Consider the following 20,899-nt stretch of genomic DNA (forward strand, 5'->3'; position numbering starts at 1 on the left):
GAAAAATCCGTTGGGAAACAACACGTTGCGACGTGGAAATGTCACTTGGAAATAAAAAAGCCGGCGCACCTTGCGGTGGCCGGCTTTTCGGAGGATGTAGGACGGGTCTTACAGCATCGCCTTGATCAGTTGACCAAGAATCGCAATGCCTTCACGAATACGCTCCGGTGGCACCGTCACAAAGGACAGGCGCAGGGTGTTGGTTTCCGCCTCGTTGGCGTAGAACGGCGCGCCCGGGACAAAGGCGACCTTGGCGGCAATCGCCTGGTCCAGCAGCGTCATGGCATTGATCTGCTTTGGCAGCGTAACCCAGATGAACATGCCGCCTTCCGGACGGGTCCAGTGGGCTTCGCTCGGGAAGTGCTCGGTCAGCGCGTCCAGCATCGCCTGGCACTGGTTGCCATACAGCTCGCGGATGGTCGGGATGTGCTGGTCCAGGAAGCCGTCCTTGACCACGTCGTGCACCACCATCTGGGTCAGCTGTGCGGTGTGCAGGTCGGCGGCCTGCTTGGCCAGCTCCAGGCGGCGCACCAGCGGCAGCGGCGCGCACACGTAACCGAGGCGGATGCCCGGGGTCAGCACCTTGGAGAAGGAGCCCATGTAGATCACACCGTCCGGGTTCATGGCGACCATCTTCGGCATCGGCTCGCCCTTGTAGCTCAGGGCGCCGTACGGATCGTCCTCGATCAGCGGCAGGCCGAGGCGGGCGCAGGTCTCGACCAGCTCCACGCGGCGCTCGACGGACAACGAGCGGCCGGTCGGGTTCTGGAAGTTCGGCAGGGAGTACAGCAGGCGCGCGCCTTCGGCCACGGCATCGATCGACTTCGGCACCAAGCCATGGTCGTCGGTCTGCACGGATTTGAATTCGGGGCGGTACACCGAGAACGCCTGCAGCGCGCCCAGGTAAGACGGGGTCTCCACCAGCACGCGGCTGCCTTCATCGATCAGCACCTTGCCCAGCAGGTCCAGGGCTTGCTGCGAACCGGAGGTCATCAGGATCTGCTCGGGCACGATCTTGGCGCCGTTCTGCGACAGCTGGTTCGCAATCCATTCGCGCAGCGGCGGGAAGCCGTCGGTCGGGCCGTACTGCAGGGCGACCTTGCCAGCGCTGGTCAGCACGGTGTCGTAGGCCTGCTTCATGCGCTCGACCGGGAAGGTGGCCGGCGACGGCAGGCCGCCCGCGAACGAGATGATCTCGGGACGCTGGGTGATCTTCAGGATCTCGCGGATGAACGAGCTTTGCAGCTGCTGGGCGCGCTCCGAGAAGCGCCACTCGATGGGATTGGGATTTTCGATTTTCATTGCTGTCTCACTGTGTGGGTCCGCTGTGGTCTCTAGGCGGCGGGCCGTTGGTTCGCAGTCCGCTTGTGGCGGGCCGTGGGAGGCGCCGCCGGGTAGGCTGCGCCCGAATGCTTGGGTTCTTCTATATTAGGCCAGTTCGGCGATCAGTTCGATCTCGACGCAGGCGCCGCGCGGGATCTGCGCCACTCCGAAGGCCGAGCGCGCGTGCTTGCCGGCGGCGCCGAACACTTCGCCGATCAGTTCCGAGCAGCCGTTGGTCACCAGGTGCTGGTCGGTGAAGTCCGGGGTGGAGTTCACCAAACTCATGACCTTGACGATGCGCTTCACTTTATTCAGGTCGCCGCCGGCGGCTTCCTGCAGGGTGCCGATCAGGTCGATGGCGATCGAGCGCGCGGCCTGCTGGCCTTCTTCCAGGCTGATGTTCTTGCCCAGCTGGCCCGTCCACGGCTGGCCGTCCGGCTTCTTGGCGATGTGGCCCGAGATGAACACGAGGTTCCCGGTCTGGACATACATGACGTAGGCGGCGGCCGGGGTGGCCGGCGCGGCCAGGGTGATGTTCAGGGCTTTCAGTTTGTCGTAGACGGACATGGTCTGGTTCCAGGTTGGTTGGATGGGTATATGGTCAGACCGCTATTTTACCTGTCCCGCAAAGCTTTCTGGCGCGTACATTTCCGCGTGAGGGTCGCGTTCCTCCGCTGCCGGTGGGGCGGCCGGGCGGGCCACGCGCATGCGGCGGCCGACGGCCACCACGGCGATCACGGCGCCGGCGAACAGCAGGTTGGAGAGGCGCAGGGGCTCGCCCAGCAGGGCGGCAGCGCCGAACAGGGTGAGCACGGGCTGCAGCAGCTGGACCTGGCCGACCCGCGCAATCCCGCCCAGGGCCAGGCCGCGGTACCAGAAGAAGAAGCCGATGAACATCGAGATCGCGGAGACGTAGGCAAAGCCGATCCAGGCCGGTCCACCAGCGGTGGCTGTACCGGTACTGTGCGTGAAGGTGTACCAGTACAGTAGGGGCAACAGTACCGGTACGGCCAGCAACAGGGCCCAGCAGATGGTGGCTTCGCCGCCCATCGTTTGCGAAAGCTTGCCGCCTTCCGCGTAGCCAGCGGCGGCGCAGAGCACGGCGGCCAGCAGCATCAGGTCGGCGAGCGCAAAGTGACCGCCGCTCTGGCGCAGGGCATAGCCAATGACGATGGCCGAGCCGGTGCAGGCGGCCAGCCAGAAGCCGGGCGAGGGCTTGTCGTTGCCGCGCAGGGCGGAGATGGCGGCGGTGGCCAGCGGCAGGATGCCGATCAGGACCGCGCCGTGCGAGGCGGGGACGTGGCGCAGGGCGATCGACGTCAGCAGGGGGAAGCCAAGGATGCAGCCGCCCGCGACCCAGGCCAGCGGTTTGATGTCATCCCGTTTCGGCAGTGGCGCGCGCTGCCAGAGCAGCCAGAGCGCGCCCAGCACAGCGGCCACCAGGGCGCGGCCGAGGGCCACAAACACGGGGTCGAGGTCGGCGACGGCCATGCGGGTGAACGGAAGAGTGAGGCTGAACATGGCCACGCCGACGAAGCCGAGCAGCATGCCGCGGTTCTCCGCGCGGCGCGCGCTGCCAGCGGCCGCCGGCGCGCGGCATGCCATGGCGCCAGCCGCCTCCGTCGGGGCGAGGGATGGCGTGCCGTGCGGGCCGGTCCGTCCGGTTGTCTCACTGCGGACATCGTTCTGCAGGCGCGGCATATCAGTCGCCCTCCAGCACGCGGCGGAAGAGAGGCGCATCGACGTTGCCGCCGCTGAGTGGCAGGCCGATGGTGCGGCCGGCGATCAGCGGGGTCGCGCGCAGCTTCATGGCCGCCGCCAGCGCCGCCGCGCCCGCGCCTTCGGCCACATTGTGCGTCGCGCGGAAGTACATGCGCATGGCCCGCGCCACCTCGTCGTCCGTCACCGTCACAATGTCGTCCACGCATTCGAGAATCATCGGCAGCGATTGCGCATCCGGCACCCGGCACGCCACCCCGTCGGCCAGCACGGTGCTGACCGGCGCCTCCACCGCATGCCCGGCCTCGAACGACAGCCGGTACGCGGGCGCATGCGCGGATACCACGCCCACGATGCGCGTCCTGAGCCCCAGCGCATGGCGCGCCGCGATGGCCGCACAGATCCCCGACCCTTGCCCAATCGGCACCAGCACCAGATCCAGCTCCGGCTGGGCGCGGAACAGCTCCAGCCACCCGCTGGCCACCCCGGCCACCAGGTCCGGGTGCCACGACGGCACCATGTGCAGCCCATCCCGCTCTGCCAGCATTCGTGCGTGCTCCCGGGCCTCCTGGAACTCCGTCCCCTGCTCGATCAGCGTCGCCCCCAGGGCCTGCATGGCCGCGTTCTTCTCCACGCTGTTCCCGTGCGGGACCACGATGGTCGCCGGCAGCCCGTACTGGCGCGCCGAGAACGCCACCGACTGCCCGTGATTGCCCCGTGTCGCCGCGATCACCCCTTTGAGCGAAGGCAAGCGCTTGAGCAAACGCTCCATATAGACTGGGCCGCCGCGCGCCTTGAACGCCCCCAGCGGCGTGTGATTTTCATGCTTGACCCAGGCGCGCGCCCCCAGCGCCGCATTCAGCAGCGGCCATTGGTACTGCGGCGTCGGCGGCATGGCGCGGTAGACGATCTCGGCAGCGCTTTCCAGTTCTTCCAGGGTGGGCAAATACATGGGCTGTTCCTTTGCATGGTGTCACGGTGTATCCTAGACAAAAAGCCCAGTACAGTCCCAGTACACTTTTTCAAACAGTTTTGAATACTGTGCCGGTAAAATGACCAATACACGCCCCCACCCCGCAGTCCGCCGCGCCGGGCGCGGCAAGGCCACGCCCGCGCCGATGGCGCCTTTGCTGTCTCGTGAAACCGGCGAATCGCTGATCGACCAGATCGTGCGCTCGGTCGCCATGCGCATCGACGACAAGCTGCTGCGCAGCGGCGCGCGCATGCCGTCGATCCGGCAGTTCGCCACCACCCATGGCGTGTCCTGCTTCACGGTGGTCGCCAGCTACGACAAGCTGGTCGCACAGGGCTACCTGGAATCGCGCCGCGGCGCAGGCTTCTTCGTGCGCGAACGCTCGCCGCTGAACGGCCACGGGCGGCTCAATGCCGATGCCGGCGTCGCGCTGGCGGAGACCGGAGCGGCGGCCCACCAGAAGCTGGACGTGGTCTGGCTGGTGCGGAACATGTTCCGCCAATCCCCGCTGCAGGCCGCGCCGGGATCGGGCGTGCTGCCCGCCGAATGGCTCGATGGCCCGGCCGTCGCCAATGCGCTGCGCGCCGTCAGCCGCCAGAACCCCTCGGTGCTGCTGAACTACGGCGCCCCGCAAGGCTTCCTGCCCCTGCGCCAGCAGCTCCAGCTCAAGCTCGCGGAACTGGAGATCGATGCGCCACCCGAGAACATCGTCACCACCGTCGGCGTGACCCAGGCGCTGGACCTGGTCGCGCGCGAGTTCACCCGGCCGGGCGACACCGTGTTCGTGGACGACCCGGCCTGGTTCCTGATGTTTGGGTCCTTCGCCGCCATGGGCCTGAACGTGGTTGGCATTCCGCGCCTGCCGGACGGCCCTGACATCGACCGCCTCGCCCAGCTGGCGGCGGTGCACAAGCCGCGCCTCTTCATCATCAACTCGGTGCTGCACAACCCAACGTCGTCGTCGCTCTCCGCGGCCAAGGCGTTTCAGGTCCTGCGGCTGGCGGAGGAACACGGCTTTACCATCGTGGAAGACGATATTTACTGCGACCTGCACCCCGGCGGCGCCGTGCAGGCGGCGACCCGCCTGGCTGCGCTGGACCAGCTGCGCCGCGTGATCTACCTGAGCGGCTTTTCCAAGTCCCTGTCCGCCAACCTGCGGGTCGGCTTCATCGCCACCTCGGCTGAATGGGCGCGCCGCCTCGCCGACCGCAAGATGCTGGCCACGCTCACCACCAGCGAGATCGGCGAGCGGGTGGTCTACAAGATCCTGTCGGAGGGTCTGTACCGCAAGCACGCGGACCGCATCCGCGCGCGCCTGGATGAGGTGCGTGTACGTACGATCCGCCAGGTCGAGCGCCTCGGCATGCGGGTCGAGGTAGCGCCGCCCGCCGGCATGTTCCTGTGGGTGGACACGGGCCGCGACACCAATGCCCTCACCGAGCGCGCCATGGCCGAGGGCTTGCTGCTGGCTCCCGGCTCGCTGTTCTCGCCCCACCAGCTGCCGTCCACCATGATGCGCCTGAACGTGGCCGCGATGCAGGACGCCGCCCCGTGGCGCTTCCTGGAGCGGGAGCTGGGTGAGCGCCACGCGCAGATGCAGGTCTTGAAATCCGTTTTGTAAGCCCCATATCGGGGAACGGTTCCATAAACCCCCACCAGTTTTAAAACGAGGAATAACATGGCAGTCGCCGAAAAAGAAACCCTTGGCTTTCAGGCTGAAGTCAAACAGCTGCTCCAGCTGATGATTCACTCCTTGTACTCCAACAAGGAGATTTTCCTGCGCGAGCTGATCTCGAATGCGTCCGACGCCTCGGACAAGCTGCGCTTCGAAGCAATCAATAACGACGCCCTGTACGGCAACGACCATGAACTGAAGATCAAGGTCACCTTCGACAAGGCCGCGCGCACCATCACCATCTCGGACAACGGCATCGGCATGAGCCGGGACGAGGCAGTGTCCCACCTCGGCACCATCGCCAAGTCGGGCACCAAGGAATTCTTCGGCAAGCTCTCGGGTGACCAGCAGGCCGACGCGGCTCTCATCGGCCAGTTCGGCGTGGGCTTCTACTCGGGCTTCATCGTGGCCGACCGCATCACCGTCGAGACCCGCCGCGCGGGCCTGGACGCAGCCGAAGGCGTGCGCTGGGAGTCGGCCGGCGAGGGCGATTTCAGCGTCGAGCAGATCGACAAGCCGAACCGCGGCACCGACATCATCCTGCACCTGCGCGAAGGCGAGGATGAATTCCTCTCGTCCTGGAAGCTCAAGTCCATCATTCGCAAGTACTCGGACCACATCTCCATCCCGATCCAGATGCAGAAGGAAGAGTGGGACGAAGAGAAGAAGGAAACCGTGGTCAAGGACGAATGGGAGACCATCAACCAGGCCAGCGCGCTGTGGGCCCGTTCCAAGTCCGAGATCACGCCGGAGCAGTATGAAGAGTTCTACAAGCACGTCTCGCACGACTTCAGCGCGCCGCTGACCTACACCCACAACCGGGTGGAAGGCCGCAGCGAGTACACCCAGCTGCTGTACGTGCCGTCGCACGCGCCGTTCGACCTGTGGGACCGCAACAAGCGCGGTGGCATCAAGCTGTATGTGAAGCGCGTCTTCATCATGGACGATGCCGAGCAGCTGATGCCGACCTACCTCCGCTTCATCAAGGGCGTGATCGATTCGAACGACCTGCCGCTGAACGTCTCGCGCGAGATCCTGCAGGAGTCGCGTGACGTGCGCGCCATCCGCGAAGGCTCGACCAAGCGCGTGCTGGGGATGCTGGAAGACCTGGCGAACGCCGAGGAGCAGGACAAGAAGGATAAGTACACTACCTTCTGGCAGGAGTTCGGCCAGGTGCTGAAGGAAGGCATCGGCGAGGACGCGACCAACAAGGACCGGATCGCCAAGCTGCTGCGCTTTGCGTCGACCCACGGTGACAGCGACGCGCAGACCGTCTCGCTGGCCGACTACATGGGCCGCATGAAGGAAGGCCAGGACAAGATCTACTACGTCACCGCCGACACCTTCCAGGCTGCGAAGAACAGCCCGCACCTGGAGATCTTCCGCAAGAAGGGCGTGGAAGTCCTGCTGCTGACGGACCGCGTGGACGAGTGGATGGTGTCCTTCCTGACCGAGTTCGAAGGCAAGGAGCTGGTCTCGATCGCCAAGGGTGGCCTGGATCTCGGCAAGCTGGAAGACGAAGCCGAGAAGCAGGAGCACGAGAAGACCGAATCCGACTACAAGGACCTGGTCGAGAAGATGAAGACGGCGCTGGCCGACAAAGCCAAGGACGTGCGCGTGACCTTCCGCCTGACCGATTCGCCGGCCTGCCTGGTGGCGGACGAGAACGAGCTGTCGGGCCACCTGGTGCGCATGCTGAAGGCTGCGGGCCAGAATGCACCGGAGTCGAAGCCGATCCTGGAGATCAACCCGTCGCACCCGCTGGTGACGCGCCTGAAGTACGAGAACGCGGACAGCCCGCAGTTCGCGGATTGGTCTCATATCCTGTTCGACCAGGCGATGCTGGCCGAAGGCGGTTCGCTGAGCGACCCGGCGGCCTTCGTCAAGCGCCTGAACGAGATGCTGCTGGCGAAGTAACCCTTTTCCGCTTCTCCTTAAAAATCCGGCCCGTGGCAACGCGGTGCCGGATTTTTTTGTATCCTGTCCGGCTCCTGCCCACCTTGATCGGAGCGCGCCATGCTGGAACTGTACATCGCCAACAAGAACTACTCGTCCTGGTCGCTGCGGCCATGGGTGCTGCTGCGGGAGCTGGGCATTCCGTTCACTGAGCACACCATCCTGTTCGGCCAGCAGGACACGCAGGTGCAGCTGCGCGCGGTGTCGGGTGCGGCCAAGGTGCCGTGCCTGCGGGACGAGGACACGCTGGTGTGGGACTCGCTGGCCATCGTCGAATACGTGGCCGAGGACTATCCGCAAGTCTGGCCACGGGAGCGTGCGGCGCGGGCCTGGGCGCGCAGTGCGGCGGCCGAGATGCACTCTGGCTTCTTCACCTTGCGCGATGTGTGCACCATGAATTGCGGGATCCGCGTGGCGCTCAAGGCGATTTCGCCGGCGCTGCGGCGCGAGTTCGATCGCCTCGATGAACTCTGGACCGAAGGGCTGGAGTGTTTCGGCGGTCCGTTCCTGGCGGGTGAGACCTTCAGCGCGGTCGATGCGTTCTTTGCACCGGTGGCATTCCGCGTGCAGACCTACGGTATTCCGCTATCCGGGCGCGCGCTCGCGTATGCGGCGCGTCTGCGCGAGCTGGTGCCGATGCAGGAATGGTATGCCGCCGCGCTGCAAGAGACGGCACGCGACGAGCCGCACGAAGCCGAGGCCCGCGCGGCGGGAGAATGGACGGCGGATTTCCGGCGCACGGCCTAGTGCCGGGCCGGCGTATGCCGTGCGCGGCGCGCCGCGTCATGCCGCAAGCGCTGCTGCGCGCACCGTCCATGCGTGCCGCAGCGCGGGAAGCGTGTCAGAGTTCGGTGCGCAGGGCGAACAGTTCGGGGAACAGCACCACGTCCAGCATCTTGCGCAGGTAGCTGACGCCAGCCGTGCCGCCAGTGCCGGTCTTGAAACCGATGATGCGCTCCACCGTGGTCACATGGCGGAAGCGCCAGAAGCGGAAAGCTGTTTCCAGGTCCACCAGCTTCTCGGCCAGCTCGTAGAGAGCCCAGTGCTTCTCGGGGTCCTGGTACACGCCCAGCCACGCGGTCTTGACCGATTCGTCGGCCTGGGTCGGCAAAGTCCAGTCGGCGTTCAGGCGCGCGGGCGCGATGGCGAAGCCGCTGCGGGCCAGCAGCATCACCGATTCATCGTACACCGAAGGCGTGTGCAGTTCGCGCTTGAGGATTTCGTGCGCCTGCGGCAGCGTCTCGTGCACGGACAGCAGCTTGGCGTTCTTGTTCCCGAGGATGAATTCCAGCTCGCGGTACTGGTAGGACTGGAACCCGGACGAGGCGCCGAGGTAGGGGCGGATGGCCGTGTACTCGGGCGGCGTCATGGTCGCCAGCACGTCCCACGCATGCACCAGCTGATCCATGATGCGCGCGACCCGGGCCAGCATCTTGAAGGCCGGTTCCAGCTCGCCGCTGCGGATATGCGCGCGCACCGCCTGCATCTCATGCAGCATGAGCTTCATCCACAGCTCCGAGGTCTGGTGCTGGATGATGAAGAGCATCTCGTTATGGTTCGGCGAGAGCGGGTGCTGGGCGTTGAGGATCTGGTTCAGGCCCAGGTAGTCGCCATAGCTCATGGCTTTGCTGAAGTCCATTTGCGCTCCGTGCCAGGAGCTGCCGTCCTTCTTGTCATTGTCATTCATGCTGTTCTCTATATATCAGGTGACTGCACTGCGCTGAGCGTTTACGTCATACGCCTGGTCGTCGAGGATCTGGCGCAGGATCTCCACCGCGTCCCACACATCGGCATAGCTGGTGTACAGCGGCGTAAAGCCAAAGCGCATGATCTGCGGTTCGCGGTAATCGCCGATCACGCCGCGCGCGATCAGGGCCTGCATGACAGCATAGCCATGCGGGTGCGTGACGCTCACCTGGCTGCCGCGGCGCGCGTGTTCGCGCGGCGTGACGAGGCCCAGTGGGTGGTGCGCGCAGCGCTGTTCCAGCAGTGCGATGAACAGGTCGGTCAATGCCAGCGACTTCCGGCGAATGGCTTCCATGCTGGTGCGCGAGAATATCTCCAGGCCGCATTCGACCAGGGCCAGCGACACTACGGGCTGGGTGCCGCACAGCGCGCGGCCGATGCCGGAGCAGGGCGCGAACGCGGGCGCCATGTCGAACGGGGATGCGTGGCTCCACCAGCCGGAGAGCGGATGGCGGAACGCTTCCTGGTGGCGGCACGGGACCCAGATGAAAGCCGGCGATCCGGGCCCGCCGTTGAGATATTTATAGGTACAGCCCACCGCGAAGTCGGCCTGCGCCGCGTGCAGGTCGACCGGGACGGCGCCGGCTGAATGCGCGAGGTCCCATACGGTGACCGCGCCGCGCGCATGGGCCAGCGCGGTCACGGCGGCCATGTCGTGCTGGTAGCCGGTCCGGTAGTTCACGTGGGTGAGCATGAGCACCGCGCAGTCTTCGCCGATGGCGGCGGGCAGTTCGTCCACGCTGTCCACCAGGCGCAGGCTGTAGCCGCGGTCCAGCCAGGAGGTCAGGCCTTCCGCCATATAGATATCGGTCGGGAAGTTGCTGCGTTCCGTGACGATGACCTTGCGCGGCGTGTTCTTCTGGAGATAGAGGGCGGCGGCGAGGGCCTTGAACAGGTTGATCGAGGTGGTGTCCGTCACCACGACCTCGTTCTCCTGGGCGCCGACGAGGGGGGCGAGCAGGTTGCCGAGGCGGCGCGGCATTTCGAACCAGCCGGCGGTGTTCCAGCTGGTGATCAGGTCCCGGCCCCATTCGGCCGCGATCACGGCCTGGGCGCGTTCGAGCGACTTGACCGGGCGGGCGCCGAGCGAGTTGCCGTCCAGGTAGATGACGCCTTCCGGCAGGGCGAATTCGCGGCGCAGAGGCGCCAGCGGATCGGCGGCATCGAGGGCGAGGCAGTCCTGGCGCATAGTCATGGGTGATCCTTCATGCGGAGTCCTTGGCGGCGGGGCCGGCGTTGGATGCGGACAGGGCGCGCAGGATGGCGCGCACCGGGCTGGCATCCAGGCCGGCCAGTTTGAGGGGGAGGGCGACCAGTTCGTAGTCGCCTTCGGGCACGTCGTCCAGCACCACGCCCTCCAAGATGGACATGCCGTGTGTACGGACGGCGTGGTGGGCGTCCAGGGTCTTGGAGTCCTGTGGATCCAGCGAGGCGGCGTCAGTGCCGATCAGCTGGACGCCGCGGGAGGCCAAAAGGGCGATGGTGGCAGGGGCGATGGCGGGGAAGGCCGCGTCCCAGTCCTGCTGCGGTGCGCGCTCGTAAGTACGTACGATCACGCGAGCCGGCACGCCATCCAGTTTGCCGGTGAAGTGCTCCGGCTGGACCAGTGCAGTCCCAATACAGTGGACCACACGGCACGGCCCGATGTACCGGTACAGATCGACCTGGTCGATCGCCGCGCCGCTGGGATCGTAATGACAGGGGGCGTCGGTGTGCGCGCCGAGGTGGGTGGTCATCGTCATGCGGCTGACGTGAACCGGGCAGCCATCCTTGATTTCCCAGGTGGCCGCCGCCTGGAAAGGGGTGTCGCCGGGCCAGACCGGTATGCCAGCCGAGATCGTGGGGCTGATATCCCAGAGGATTTTACGTTGCATGATGAGCAAGCTTGTCTATGCGTCTTGAGCGACGAGAGGCGCAGTTTACAGCCGGGAGAACTTTTTTAGGTTTTTTTCAAAAATTTTTTCGCCAGACCCTAAAGTTCTCGAAAACCCCGCCGTTACCCTTCTCGATAGCGCAGTACTCCGCCCCAAAAAAAATCGAGAATTTTTGTCCGGAACCCTAAAGTTCTCGAAAACGGCGCCGTAAAGCTTATCGAAGACGAATTCAAAAGCAGCAAAAAAAAGTTCGTCGGAACCCTAAAGTTCCCCAAAAGTGTGCCGTAAAGGGTACATGCGACGACAGCTTGAGATAGTTTGATGGAGCAGTTGTCCTACAATCTGCGCCCTCCGCGGGCACCCTCGGAACCCCTGTTTTCATAGGGGAGGCAGAGCGATCTGGAAGCGTTTGTCAGACAAACGCCGACAGGTCGCGTCATCTATTGGCGGACCCAAAATACAGCGGTCCACCTATTCACCTAAAATTTCCCCACGGTCACAATGCTTCTCATCGGCAACGCATTCAGGCGTTGATCCACAGAGGAGAGAGAGAAAATGACCGCAAATGACATGATGGCTGAGATCCGCGACGCGAACCTGAGCTACCTGATGCTGGCCCAGCAGATGATCCGCGCCGACAAAGTGACCGCGATCTTCCGCCTGGGCATCTCCGAAGAGATCGCCGACCTGATCGAGGGCATGAGCAACGCCCAGATCCTGAAACTGGCCGGGGGCAACATGATGCTGGCCCGATTTCGATTCGATGACACCGCAATTCTCTCCATGCTGACCAGCCACAGCAAGGACCGCACCCTGGCTCAGTCGCACGCCGCCATCCTGATGGCCGGCCAGGCAGTCGAAGAGATCGCTTAAACGATCCTCGTAGTACCGGGTGTGGTAGTCAGCAGTCAGTGTTCAGGTAACGTAAGCGGAGAGCGAATCATGACCAAGAAGAGCGTTGTTTCGGAAGCCCAGGAAATCCAGCTGGCCATCGAACTGATTCAACTGGGGGCCCGCCTCCAGCTGCTCGAAACGGAAGTCTCGCTGTCGCGCGAACGTCTGCTGAAGCTGTACAAGGAACTGAAGGGCGTCTCTCCTCCGAAAGGCATGCTGCCTTTTTCGGCCGACTGGTTCCTGACCTGGCAGCCGAACATCCATTCCTCGCTGTTCATCAATATCTACAAATTCCTGGTCGACTACGCCGGCGCCACCGGCATCCAGGCGGTCATGAAAGCGTACAAGCTGTACCTGGAACAGATGCCGCCGGAAGCCGGCGAAGAGCCGCTGCTCTCGCTGACCCGCGCCTGGACCCTGGTGCGCTTCTTCCAGAGCAAGATGCTGACCGTGGCTCCGTGCTCCAAATGCCAGGGCAAGTTCGTCGTCAATACGATGGACCTGAACGACTCCTACGCCTGCGGCCTGTGCCACATGCCGTCCCGCGCGGGCAAGACCAAGCGCGCCAAGGATGCCGCCGAGGCGCTCGCCGCTTGATTCGCTGCGTGGATTTCTCTCCCCGATACCTGAAGGGCAGGGCATGAGCTCTGCCCTTCGCCGTTTCTGGACCGCCCCCGCGATCCGCGCGGCGCTGGTGCAGGCCGTCTGCTTCCCGCTGACGCTGGCGCTGGTGTTCGCCCTGGCGCGCGCCGGCCTGGCGCCCGGCTACCCGGCCGCCGCCCTGATCCAGGGTGTGCTCGCGGCCGCGCTGACCTGGCGCATCCGCCTGGCCGCCTGGTGGTGGCCGATCCAGTTCCTGTTCCCTGTACTGGTGCTGTGCGCACAGTGGGTGGAACTGTCTCCCTGGCTGTACTTGGGGTGTTTCTTATTCATGCTGGTACTGTACTGGTCCACGTTCCGGACCCAAGTGCCGTATTACCCGTCTGGCCCGCGCGTGTGGGAAGAGGTTGAGAAGCTGCTGCCCCCCGATCGCCCGGCCCGCGTGATCGACATCGGCTCCGGCCTCGGCGGCCTCGCGCTGCACCTGGCCCGCCAGCGCCCCGATTGCGCAGTCACCGGCATCGAGCTGGCGCCACTGCCGTGGTTCATCAGCCGCCTGCGCGCCGTCACGGCCCGCGGCCATGTGAAATTCATCCGCGGCGATTACGAGCACCTGAACTTCGCGCACTATGACGTGGTGTTCGCCTATCTGTCCCCGGCGGCCATGTCCAGGCTCTGGATCAAGGCGTCCCAAGAAATGCGATCTGGCGCTATCTTGCTGAGTTATGAATTCAACATAGCTGAAAAAGCACCTTCTCTTACCATCCTGCCAAAAGGCCGCGGACCCGCGCTCCACGTCTGGCACTTTTAGGCCACAACCCCGCTGTTTTTCCTATGAGAACGGGCGGTTTTACTTGCCCCGAATGCGCAGTCACGCTATCGTAGTTACCCATCGGAATTAAATTTCACAATAGGGTAAGACCTTGCTAGTCATCCTCGGTTATCTGATCGTCTGCGGCGCCGTGTTCGGCGGCTTCGCCATGGCGGGCGGCCACCTGGCCGCCTTGTTCCAACCGCTGGAACTGCTCATGATCGGCGGGGCGGCGGCCGGGGCTTTTCTGGTCGGCAACAACGGCAAGGCCATCAAGGCGACCCTGGGCGCGCTGCCCAAGCTGTTCAAAGGCTCGCGCTTCACCAAGGATCTCTACATGGAGCTCATGTCGCTGCTGTTCGACGTGCTCTCCAAGGTCCGCAAGGAAGGCCTGATGTCGATCGAAGGCGACATCGAGAAGCCCGAGGAGTCGCCCCTGTTCTCGAAGTACCCGGCGGTGCTGCAGGACCACCACATCGTCGAATTCATGACCGACTACCTGCGCCTGATGGTCTCGGGGAACATGGACGCGTTCCAGATCGAGAACCTGATGGACAACGAGATCGAGACCCATCACCACGAAGGCGCCGTGCCCGCGCACTGCATCGCCAAGCTGGGTGACGGCCTGCCGGCCTTCGGTATCGTGGCTGCGGTGATGGGCGTGGTGCACACCATGGAATCGGTCGGCATTCCCCCGTCCGAGCTGGGCATGCTGATCGCGCACGCGCTGGTCGGTACCTTCCTCGGCATCCTGCTGGCCTACGGTTTCGTCGGTCCGCTCGCCAGCCTGCTGGAACAGAAGCTGGAAGAAGAGGCCAAGATGTATCAGTGCGTGAAGGTGACGCTGCTGGCGAGCCTGAACGGCTACGCGCCGGCCCTGGCCGTGGAATTCGGCCGCAAGGTGCTGTACTCGACCGAGCGCCCGACCTTCATGGAGCTGGAAGAGCACATCAAGAAGGCCAAGGCGAAGTAAGCCTGCGCCCAACCGTTCCAGCGCGACGACACTGACACAATAACAAGCGGGTGACCCATGGCCGACGAGGGCTTGCGACCGATTATCGTCAAACGCATCAAGAAGGGTGGCGGCGGCCACCACGGCGGCGCGTGGAAGATCGCATACGCCGACTTCGTGACGGCGATGATGGCGTTCTTCCTGCTCATGTGGCTCCTCGGTTCGACCACCAAGGGGGACCTGAACGGCATCTCCGAATTCTTCAAGACGCCGCTGAAGGTGGCGATGTCCGGCGGCTCCGGCTCGGGTGACAGCTCCTCGGTGATCCAGGGCGGCGGCACCGACCTGACGCGCCGCACCGGCCAGGTGAAGAAGGGCGACATGACGCCCCAGAAGAAGACCTATGACCTGCGCGCGGCCAAGGCGCTGGTGGAGAAGGAAGAGCAGCAGCGCCTCCAGCAGCTCAAGCAGAAGATGGAACAGACCATCGACTCCAACCCGCTGCTCATGAAATTCAAGAACCAGCTGCTGCTCGACATCACCAGCGAAGGCCTGCGCGTGCAGATCGTCGATGAACAGAACCGGCCGATGTTCTCGCTGGCGAAGGCCGAGCTGCAGCCGTACACCCGCATCATCCTGCAGGAAATCGGCAAGGTGCTCAACGAGGTGCCGAACAAGATCAGCATCTCGGGCCACACCGACTCCACGCCGTACCCCACCGATACGGGCTACAGCAACTGGGAGCTGTCCAGCGACCGCGCCAACGCGTCGCGCCGGGAGCTGATGCGCGGCGGGATGGCGGAGAACAAGATCATGCGCGTGGTGGGCCTGGCCTCGGCCGCGCACCTGGACCGGAAGGATCCTTTCAATCCGGTCAACCGCCGCATCAGCATCATCGTAATGAACAAGAAGACCGAGGAAGCGGTTGCGCGCGATGGCATCGCCGCCGAGCAGGCGCCGGATGACGCGCCGGCTGCCACGCAAACCTCGGCCGCTGCTGCCCCGGCCGTGAAATGACAGGGCGTTGAGGACTGGAGAAGGCACATGAACAGAAAGAAGATCCTGGGCTCCCATGTCAAGCGGCTGCTGTCGGGAGTGTCGGACCATGGCCGCAGGCACCTGACCGAGGTCGAAACGGACCTCGTGCAAACCGAATTGCTGCTCGAGGAAGCGGTCGAGAAGCTGACCGCCGCCTTCATGGCGATCAATGCCGCGGTGGTGTCGCAGCAGGAGACGATTGCCCTGCTGCTGAAGGGCGGACAGCCCACGCCCGAGCAGTGCGCGCGGCTGGAGGACATGTCCGGCGAGGTGACCACGCATGTAAATGCGGCCATCACCAGCATGCAGTTCCAGGACATGACCAGCCAGCTGATCGACCGCACGCTCAAGCGCGTCACGGGCCTGCGCGAATTCCTCGGCACCCTGGGCGCGCACAGCAACGACCTGGCGCATGAAAGCGACAACGAACAGATCGTCGATCTGCTGGGGAAGGTGAGCATGGCACTGGCGATCCAGTCCCTGGAACTGCGCAGCGTGCTGCGCAAGGCAGTGAATCAGCAGCACCTCGAAAGCGGCGACGTAGAACTCTTTTAAATTTTGCAGGGCTTCGCAGGAAGCCCATTCCATAACAGCAGGAGCAAAGCAGATGGCAAAAACAATTCTCGCGGTTGACGATTCCAGTTCCCTGCGCCAGATGGTGGCGTTCAGCCTCAAGGCAGCGGGTTACCAGGTCGTCGAGGCGGTCGACGGCCAGGACGGCCTGGAAAAAGCCAAGGTACAGACCGTGGACCTGGTCCTCACCGACCAGAACATGCCGCGCATGGACGGCCTCTCGCTGATCAAGAATCTGCGCACGCTGCCGACATACCAGAAGGTGCCCATCCTGATGCTGACCACCGAGTCCTCGGACGAGATGAAGCAGAAGGGCCGCGCCGCCGGCGCCAACGGCTGGCTGGTCAAGCCGTTCGACCCGCAACGCCTGATCGAAGTCGTGAAGAAAGTCATCGGCTAAGGCATCGCGCAGACGAAAGAGCTTGGAGTCTCATCATGAGCATCGACATTAGCCAGTTCTACCAGGTCTTCTTCGACGAGGCCGAGGAACTGCTGGCTGAAATGGAGCGGCTGCTGCTGGCCGTGAACGTGGAAGCGCCCGACCCGGAAGACCTGAACGCGATCTTCCGCACCGCCCATTCGGTGAAGGGCGGCGCGGGCACGTTCGGCCTGACCGACATGACGGAAGTGACCCACGTGCTGGAGTCGCTGCTGGACCGCATCCGCAAGGGCGAGATGGCGCTCACGGCGCAGCATGTCGATGCCTTCCTGGCCGCCAAGGACAGCCTCAAGATGCAGCTCGAGGGCCACCGCGGCAACGGCACCGTGGACCAGGACCATGTGGCCAACGTGCGCATGATGCTGCAGGAACTGTCGGAAGACGTGGTGCACGCGCCCCAGCACGTGACCCCATCGTTCGTGCAGGTGGAAAAGCCCGTGGTGGCGCACGCCGATGGCGGCCACCGCTACCGCATCGAGCTGCCCAAGGTGGCGGACCGCGACGTCAACGCGCTGGCCGCGGAACTGGGCCTGCTGGGCCACGTGACGGTCTCGCCGCTGCCGGGCGAGCGCAATGCCGTCACCGTCACCACGCACGAGTCGCTGGACGACATCATCGCGATCTGCTCCTTCATCTTCAATGTCGATGAGCTGAAGATCTTCGAAGCGCCGCCGCTCACGCCCCAGCAGATGGCGCTCGAAAAGGCGGAACGCGCCAAGGCCGAGGATGAACTGGGCTACGGCTTCTTCGATCCGATCGAGCCCGAGGCCGAGCCGGAAAAGAGCGACGACGAGCGTGGCTACGGCTTCTTCCAGCCGATCGACGTGATCCGCGCCGAAGCCGGCATCAAGGACACTCCGCCGCCGGCGCCGGCCAGCAAGGCCCCGCCGCCGCTGGAGATCACCGAGACTGGCGCCGAGAAGAAGGCCGCCGCCAAGCCGGGCGAGAAGGGAACCTCGCACCTGAACCCGTCCTCCGAATCGAGCTCGATCCGCGTCTCCATCGAAAAGGTGGACCAGCTGATCAACCTCGTGGGCGAACTGGTGATCACCCAGGCCATGATCGAGCAGCGCTCCAACAACCTGGACCCGGTGCTGCACGAGCGCCTGCTGAACTCCGTCAGCCAGCTGACCCGCAACACGCGCGATCTGCAGGAAGCCGTGATGTCGATCCGCATGATGCCGATGGACTTCGTGTTCTCCCGCTTCCCGCGCATGGTGCGCGACCTGGCGCACAAGCTCGGGAAGAAGGTCGATTTCATCACCAACGGCGCCGCCACGGAACTGGACAAGGGCCTGATCGAGCGCATCGTCGATCCTTTGACGCACCTGGTGCGCAACTCCATCGACCACGGCATCGAGATGCCGGAAGCGCGCCGCGCGGCCGGCAAGACCGAGACCGGGCGCCTGTTCCTGTCCGCCTCCCACCAGGGCGGCCATATCGTCATCGAAGTGTCGGACGACGGCGGTGGTCTGAACCGCGAACGGATCCTCGCCAAGGCCGCGCAGAACGGGCTCGCGGTCTCGGACAGCATGAGCGATGCCGACGTCTGGCAGCTGATCTTCGCGCCCGGCTTCTCGACCGCCGAAACGGTGACCGACGTCTCCGGCCGCGGCGTGGGCATGGATGTCGTCAAGCGCAATATCCAGGCGCTGGGCGGCACTGTCGACATCCGCTCGGCCAAGGGCTTCGGCACCACCATCACCATCTCGCTGCCGCTCACGCTGGCGATCCTGGACGGCATGACGATCCGCTGCGGCGAAGAGATCTACATCCTCCCGCTGGGCTACGTGGCCGAATCGCTGCAGCCGGCGCCGGACGACATCAAGGAGATCGCAGGCCGCGGCCGCGTGCTCAAGGTGCGCGGCGACTACCTGCCGCTGGTGCCGCTGTACCAGATGTTCGACATCGAACCGCGCTACACCAACCCGGCCGAAGGCATCGTGGTGATCGTCGAATCGGACGGCCGCCGCGCGGGCCTGTTCGTGGACGAACTGGTGGGCCAGCAGCAGGTGGTGGTCAAGAACCTGGAATCGAACTACCGCAAGGTGGCCGGCATTTCCGGAGCCACCATCCTGGGCGATGGCGGCGTGTCCCTCATTCTCGACGTGTCGGCGCTGATCCGCTCCTCGCGCCAGCTGGCCGACGAATCCATTTACTCATAGGAGACTCTCATGTCCACCTCCGATAAAGACCACGCCGAAGCGCTCGACGCCGGCAAGGAATTCCTGGCCTTCAAACTGGGCGCCGAAGAATACGGAATCGACATCCTGAAGGTGCAGGAGATCCGCGGCTATGAGGCCGTGACCCGCATCGCCAGCGCGCCGGAATTCATCAAGGGCGTGATCAACCTGCGGGGCATCATCATCCCCGTGGTCGACATGCGCATCAAGTTCAAGCTCGGCACCCCGACCTACGACCAGTTCACCGTCGTGATCATCCTGAACATCAGTGGCCGCGTGGTCGGCATGGTGGTGGACAGCGTGTCCGACGTGACTACCCTGACCGCCGACCAGATCCGCCCCGCGCCGGACATGGGCGCCTCGTTCGACACCCAGTACATGGTCGGCCTGGGCACCATCGACGACCGCATGCTGATCCTGATCGACATCGACCGCCTGATGGCATCGCCCGACATGGGCCTCCTGGAAAAGCTGGCCGCCTGATACACATAGAGCCGGTCCGGGAACAAGAGCAGCAGCACCTGCAGCACACACGGAAAACACGAGTTAACAAGAGAACCAAAATGAATCTCCGCGACTTCAAGATCGGCACCAGGCTGGCCATCGGCTTTGGCGTGATCCTCTTCATCATGATGGCAATGGTGGTGTTGGCCAACACCCTCAACCACAATAACAAGACGGAGCTGCGGAAGGGGCTGGAGCTGGCGACTGCCAAGAGCCAGCAGGTCGCGTCGATGAAGTCGCTGATGCTGGAAGGCGGCATTGCGATGCGCAACATCGGGCTGCAGTCGGAAGTCGCGGCCATGCAGAAGGAGCAGGAGCGCGTGAGCGCCCTGCGCAAGCGCTACGACGACAGCATCGCGAGGCTGAAGGCCATGGGCCTCGACGAGCAGGAAAAGAAGGCCCTCGCTAACGCGGAGGCTGTGGAAAAAGAGGTGGGCGCAGCGTTCAAGGAAGCCAGCGATTCCATCATGGCATTCAATCCCGAGGGCGCGGTCAAGATCCTGGCAGGGAAGATCGACCCCCTCAACACCCAGTCGCTGGCCGCGCTGAACAAGCTGGTGGAGCTGGAGCAGGCGTCGGCCAAGGCGCTGCTGGCAGAGTCGGATGCCGACGACAAGCGTCTGATGCTGATCCTGCTCTGCATCGGCCTGGCCGCCGTGGCCCTGGGCGCGGTGTCCTCGGTCATCATCACCAAGTCGATCACCCAGCCCCTGCAAGGCGCGGTGGAAGTGGCCAAGAAGGTCGCCGAGGGCGAACTGACCTCGGTGATCCACGTGGAAGGCAAGGACGAGACCAGCGAACTGCTGGATGCCTTCAAGCACATGCACGATTCCCTGGCCCGCACCGTGGCCGACGTGCGCACCGGCACCGAGACCATCTCGGTGGCGTCGGAAGAAATCGCGCGCGGTAATGCCGACCTGTCGGCCCGCACCGAATCGCAAGCCAGCTCGCTGGGCGAGACCTCGGGTTCGATGGAGACCCTGACCTCCACCGTCAAGCAGAACGCGGACAACGCGCGCCAGGCCAACCAGCTGGCCGTGTCGGCATCGTCGGTGGCAGAGAAGGGCGGCATGGTGGTCTCGCAGGTGGTGGACACCATGGGCTCCATCAAGGAATCGAGCCGCAAGATTGTCGACATCATCGGCGTCATCGACGGCATCGCCTTCCAGACCAACATCCTGGCGCTGAATGCGGCCGTGGAAGCGGCGCGCGCCGGTGAGCAGGGCCGCGGCTTCGCCGTGGTTGCGAGCGAAGTGCGCAACCTGGCGCAGCGTTCCGCCTCGGCGGCCAAGGAGATCAAGGAACTCATCTCGGACTCGGTCGAGAAGGTCGACAACGGCGGCAAGCTGGTGGACGAAGCCGGCCAGACCATGGAGCTGATCGTGACCTCGATCCGCCAGGTGGCCGACATCATGGGCGAGATCACCGCCGCCACCGCGGAGCAGAGCTCGGGCATCGAAGGCGTCAACACCGCCATCACCCAGATGGACGAGATGACCCAGCAGAATGCCGCGCTGGTCGAGGAAGCCGCCGCCGCTGCCGAAAGCATGAAGGACCAGGCGCAGAAGCTGACCGCCGCGGTCTCGATCTTCAAGCTGGCCGGCGACGACCTGGCCCGCCGTGGCGCTTCGCGCCTCGG

At 64.4% G+C, this 20,899-nt stretch carries 20 protein-coding genes; 13 read left to right on the forward strand and 7 right to left on the reverse strand.

Annotated features, from left to right (window positions below; all coding sequences use genetic code 11):
- Positions 1–108: 108 nt before the first annotated feature.
- The 4 genes from E4L96_RS21030 to E4L96_RS21045 all read right to left on the reverse strand — a co-directional run bounded on the left by E4L96_RS21030 (position 109) and on the right by E4L96_RS21045 (position 3,994).
- The gene (locus tag E4L96_RS21030; RefSeq protein ID WP_135209172.1) at positions 109–1,302 is read right to left on the reverse strand and encodes an aminotransferase-like domain-containing protein; all 1,194 of its coding nucleotides are present in this window, start codon (positions 1,300–1,302) and stop codon (positions 109–111) included.
- 126 nt (positions 1,303–1,428) lie between these two features.
- Entirely contained in the window at positions 1,429–1,890 is a 462-nt protein-coding gene (locus E4L96_RS21035) for a RidA family protein (protein WP_135209173.1), read from the reverse strand.
- A 42-nt stretch (positions 1,891–1,932) separates the two neighbouring features.
- Positions 1,933–2,928 carry a DMT family transporter gene (locus E4L96_RS21040; RefSeq protein ID WP_229414678.1) on the reverse strand — a complete coding sequence of 332 codons (996 nt, stop codon included), beginning with the start codon at positions 2,926–2,928 and terminating at the stop codon, positions 1,933–1,935.
- A gap of 97 nt (positions 2,929–3,025) precedes the next feature.
- Positions 3,026–3,994 carry a threonine dehydratase gene (locus E4L96_RS21045; protein WP_135209174.1) on the reverse strand — a complete coding sequence of 323 codons (969 nt, stop codon included), beginning with the start codon at positions 3,992–3,994 and terminating at the stop codon, positions 3,026–3,028.
- Positions 3,995–4,094: 100 nt separating this feature from the next.
- Between E4L96_RS21045 and E4L96_RS21050 the strand changes: the two genes are divergently transcribed.
- The 3 genes from E4L96_RS21050 (at position 4,095) to E4L96_RS21060 (ending at position 8,393) form a co-directional block, all read left to right on the forward strand.
- On the forward strand, positions 4,095–5,636 hold the full coding sequence (locus tag E4L96_RS21050) for an aminotransferase-like domain-containing protein (RefSeq protein ID WP_135209175.1): 1,542 nt from the start codon (positions 4,095–4,097) through the stop codon (positions 5,634–5,636).
- A 57-nt stretch (positions 5,637–5,693) separates the two neighbouring features.
- On the forward strand, positions 5,694–7,607 hold the full coding sequence (htpG, locus tag E4L96_RS21055) for a molecular chaperone HtpG (RefSeq protein ID WP_135209176.1): 1,914 nt from the start codon (positions 5,694–5,696) through the stop codon (positions 7,605–7,607).
- A 99-nt stretch (positions 7,608–7,706) separates the two neighbouring features.
- Complete coding sequence (locus E4L96_RS21060; protein ID WP_135209177.1) at positions 7,707–8,393, forward strand: glutathione S-transferase family protein; 687 nt, start codon at positions 7,707–7,709, stop codon at positions 8,391–8,393.
- A gap of 94 nt (positions 8,394–8,487) precedes the next feature.
- Here E4L96_RS21060 and kynA read toward each other — a convergent pair whose 3' ends face one another.
- The 3 genes from kynA to kynB are packed head-to-tail and all read right to left on the reverse strand — an operon-like array spanning position 8,488 to position 11,266.
- Positions 8,488–9,333, reverse strand: a complete 846-nt coding sequence (kynA, locus tag E4L96_RS21065; protein WP_135209178.1) for a tryptophan 2,3-dioxygenase — start codon at positions 9,331–9,333, stop codon at positions 8,488–8,490.
- A gap of 15 nt (positions 9,334–9,348) precedes the next feature.
- Positions 9,349–10,587: a kynureninase gene (gene kynU / locus E4L96_RS21070; RefSeq protein ID WP_135209179.1), complete on the reverse strand. Its 1,239-nt coding sequence runs from the start codon at positions 10,585–10,587 to the stop codon at positions 9,349–9,351.
- 10 nt (positions 10,588–10,597) lie between these two features.
- Complete coding sequence (kynB, locus tag E4L96_RS21075; RefSeq protein WP_135209180.1) at positions 10,598–11,266, reverse strand: arylformamidase; 669 nt, start codon at positions 11,264–11,266, stop codon at positions 10,598–10,600.
- Positions 11,267–11,821: 555 nt separating this feature from the next.
- Between kynB and flhD the strand changes: the two genes are divergently transcribed.
- The 10 genes from flhD to E4L96_RS21125 all read left to right on the forward strand — a co-directional run.
- Complete coding sequence (gene flhD / locus E4L96_RS21080; RefSeq protein WP_135209181.1) at positions 11,822–12,139, forward strand: flagellar transcriptional regulator FlhD; 318 nt, start codon at positions 11,822–11,824, stop codon at positions 12,137–12,139.
- A gap of 69 nt (positions 12,140–12,208) precedes the next feature.
- Positions 12,209–12,757, forward strand: a complete 549-nt coding sequence (flhC, locus tag E4L96_RS21085; RefSeq protein ID WP_135209182.1) for a flagellar transcriptional regulator FlhC — start codon at positions 12,209–12,211, stop codon at positions 12,755–12,757.
- Between the two features lie 43 nt (positions 12,758–12,800).
- On the forward strand, positions 12,801–13,571 hold the full coding sequence (locus tag E4L96_RS21090) for a class I SAM-dependent methyltransferase (protein ID WP_135209183.1): 771 nt from the start codon (positions 12,801–12,803) through the stop codon (positions 13,569–13,571).
- A gap of 112 nt (positions 13,572–13,683) precedes the next feature.
- Complete coding sequence (gene motA / locus E4L96_RS21095) at positions 13,684–14,544, forward strand: flagellar motor stator protein MotA (protein WP_135209184.1); 861 nt, start codon at positions 13,684–13,686, stop codon at positions 14,542–14,544.
- Positions 14,545–14,601: 57 nt separating this feature from the next.
- Entirely contained in the window at positions 14,602–15,540 is a 939-nt protein-coding gene (gene motB / locus E4L96_RS21100) for a flagellar motor protein MotB (protein ID WP_135209185.1), read from the forward strand.
- Between the two features lie 27 nt (positions 15,541–15,567).
- Positions 15,568–16,116, forward strand: a complete 549-nt coding sequence (locus E4L96_RS21105) for a chemotaxis protein (RefSeq protein WP_135209186.1) — start codon at positions 15,568–15,570, stop codon at positions 16,114–16,116.
- A gap of 52 nt (positions 16,117–16,168) precedes the next feature.
- Positions 16,169–16,534: a response regulator gene (locus tag E4L96_RS21110; protein WP_135209187.1), complete on the forward strand. Its 366-nt coding sequence runs from the start codon at positions 16,169–16,171 to the stop codon at positions 16,532–16,534.
- Positions 16,535–16,569: 35 nt separating this feature from the next.
- Positions 16,570–18,738 carry a chemotaxis protein CheA gene (gene cheA / locus E4L96_RS21115; protein ID WP_135209188.1) on the forward strand — a complete coding sequence of 723 codons (2,169 nt, stop codon included), beginning with the start codon at positions 16,570–16,572 and terminating at the stop codon, positions 18,736–18,738.
- A gap of 9 nt (positions 18,739–18,747) precedes the next feature.
- Positions 18,748–19,239: a chemotaxis protein CheW gene (locus tag E4L96_RS21120; protein WP_135209189.1), complete on the forward strand. Its 492-nt coding sequence runs from the start codon at positions 18,748–18,750 to the stop codon at positions 19,237–19,239.
- 80 nt (positions 19,240–19,319) lie between these two features.
- The coding region (locus tag E4L96_RS21125) for a methyl-accepting chemotaxis protein (protein WP_135209190.1) at positions 19,320–20,899 on the forward strand (1,580 nt) is incomplete at its 3' end.

The organism is Zemynaea arenosa, from assembly GCF_004614185.1.
In the GTDB taxonomy this organism is placed as follows: domain Bacteria; phylum Pseudomonadota; class Gammaproteobacteria; order Burkholderiales; family Burkholderiaceae_D; genus Telluria; species Telluria arenosa.

What these genes read in the sequence shown, in the direction of transcription:
- motB (WP_135209185.1), top strand. Translation starts at nt 14,602, where the DNA reads ATGGCCGACGAGGGCTTGCGACCGATTATCGTCAAACGCATCAAGAAG.
- E4L96_RS21040 (WP_229414678.1), bottom strand. Translation starts at nt 2,928, where the DNA reads ATGGCATGCCGCGCGCCGGCGGCCGCTGGCAGCGCGCGCCGCGCGGAG.
- E4L96_RS21090 (WP_135209183.1), top strand. Translation starts at nt 12,801, where the DNA reads ATGAGCTCTGCCCTTCGCCGTTTCTGGACCGCCCCCGCGATCCGCGCG.
- E4L96_RS21105 (WP_135209186.1), top strand. Translation starts at nt 15,568, where the DNA reads ATGAACAGAAAGAAGATCCTGGGCTCCCATGTCAAGCGGCTGCTGTCG.
- E4L96_RS21050 (WP_135209175.1), top strand. Translation starts at nt 4,095, where the DNA reads ATGACCAATACACGCCCCCACCCCGCAGTCCGCCGCGCCGGGCGCGGC.
- E4L96_RS21030 (WP_135209172.1), bottom strand. Translation starts at nt 1,302, where the DNA reads ATGAAAATCGAAAATCCCAATCCCATCGAGTGGCGCTTCTCGGAGCGC.
- flhD (WP_135209181.1), top strand. Translation starts at nt 11,822, where the DNA reads ATGACCGCAAATGACATGATGGCTGAGATCCGCGACGCGAACCTGAGC.
- E4L96_RS21060 (WP_135209177.1), top strand. Translation starts at nt 7,707, where the DNA reads ATGCTGGAACTGTACATCGCCAACAAGAACTACTCGTCCTGGTCGCTG.
- flhC (WP_135209182.1), top strand. Translation starts at nt 12,209, where the DNA reads ATGACCAAGAAGAGCGTTGTTTCGGAAGCCCAGGAAATCCAGCTGGCC.
- cheA (WP_135209188.1), top strand. Translation starts at nt 16,570, where the DNA reads ATGAGCATCGACATTAGCCAGTTCTACCAGGTCTTCTTCGACGAGGCC.
- htpG (WP_135209176.1), top strand. Translation starts at nt 5,694, where the DNA reads ATGGCAGTCGCCGAAAAAGAAACCCTTGGCTTTCAGGCTGAAGTCAAA.
- E4L96_RS21045 (WP_135209174.1), bottom strand. Translation starts at nt 3,994, where the DNA reads ATGTATTTGCCCACCCTGGAAGAACTGGAAAGCGCTGCCGAGATCGTC.
- E4L96_RS21035 (WP_135209173.1), bottom strand. Translation starts at nt 1,890, where the DNA reads ATGTCCGTCTACGACAAACTGAAAGCCCTGAACATCACCCTGGCCGCG.
- kynB (WP_135209180.1), bottom strand. Translation starts at nt 11,266, where the DNA reads ATGCAACGTAAAATCCTCTGGGATATCAGCCCCACGATCTCGGCTGGC.
- E4L96_RS21110 (WP_135209187.1), top strand. Translation starts at nt 16,169, where the DNA reads ATGGCAAAAACAATTCTCGCGGTTGACGATTCCAGTTCCCTGCGCCAG.
- E4L96_RS21120 (WP_135209189.1), top strand. Translation starts at nt 18,748, where the DNA reads ATGTCCACCTCCGATAAAGACCACGCCGAAGCGCTCGACGCCGGCAAG.
- kynU (WP_135209179.1), bottom strand. Translation starts at nt 10,587, where the DNA reads ATGACTATGCGCCAGGACTGCCTCGCCCTCGATGCCGCCGATCCGCTG.
- kynA (WP_135209178.1), bottom strand. Translation starts at nt 9,333, where the DNA reads ATGAATGACAATGACAAGAAGGACGGCAGCTCCTGGCACGGAGCGCAA.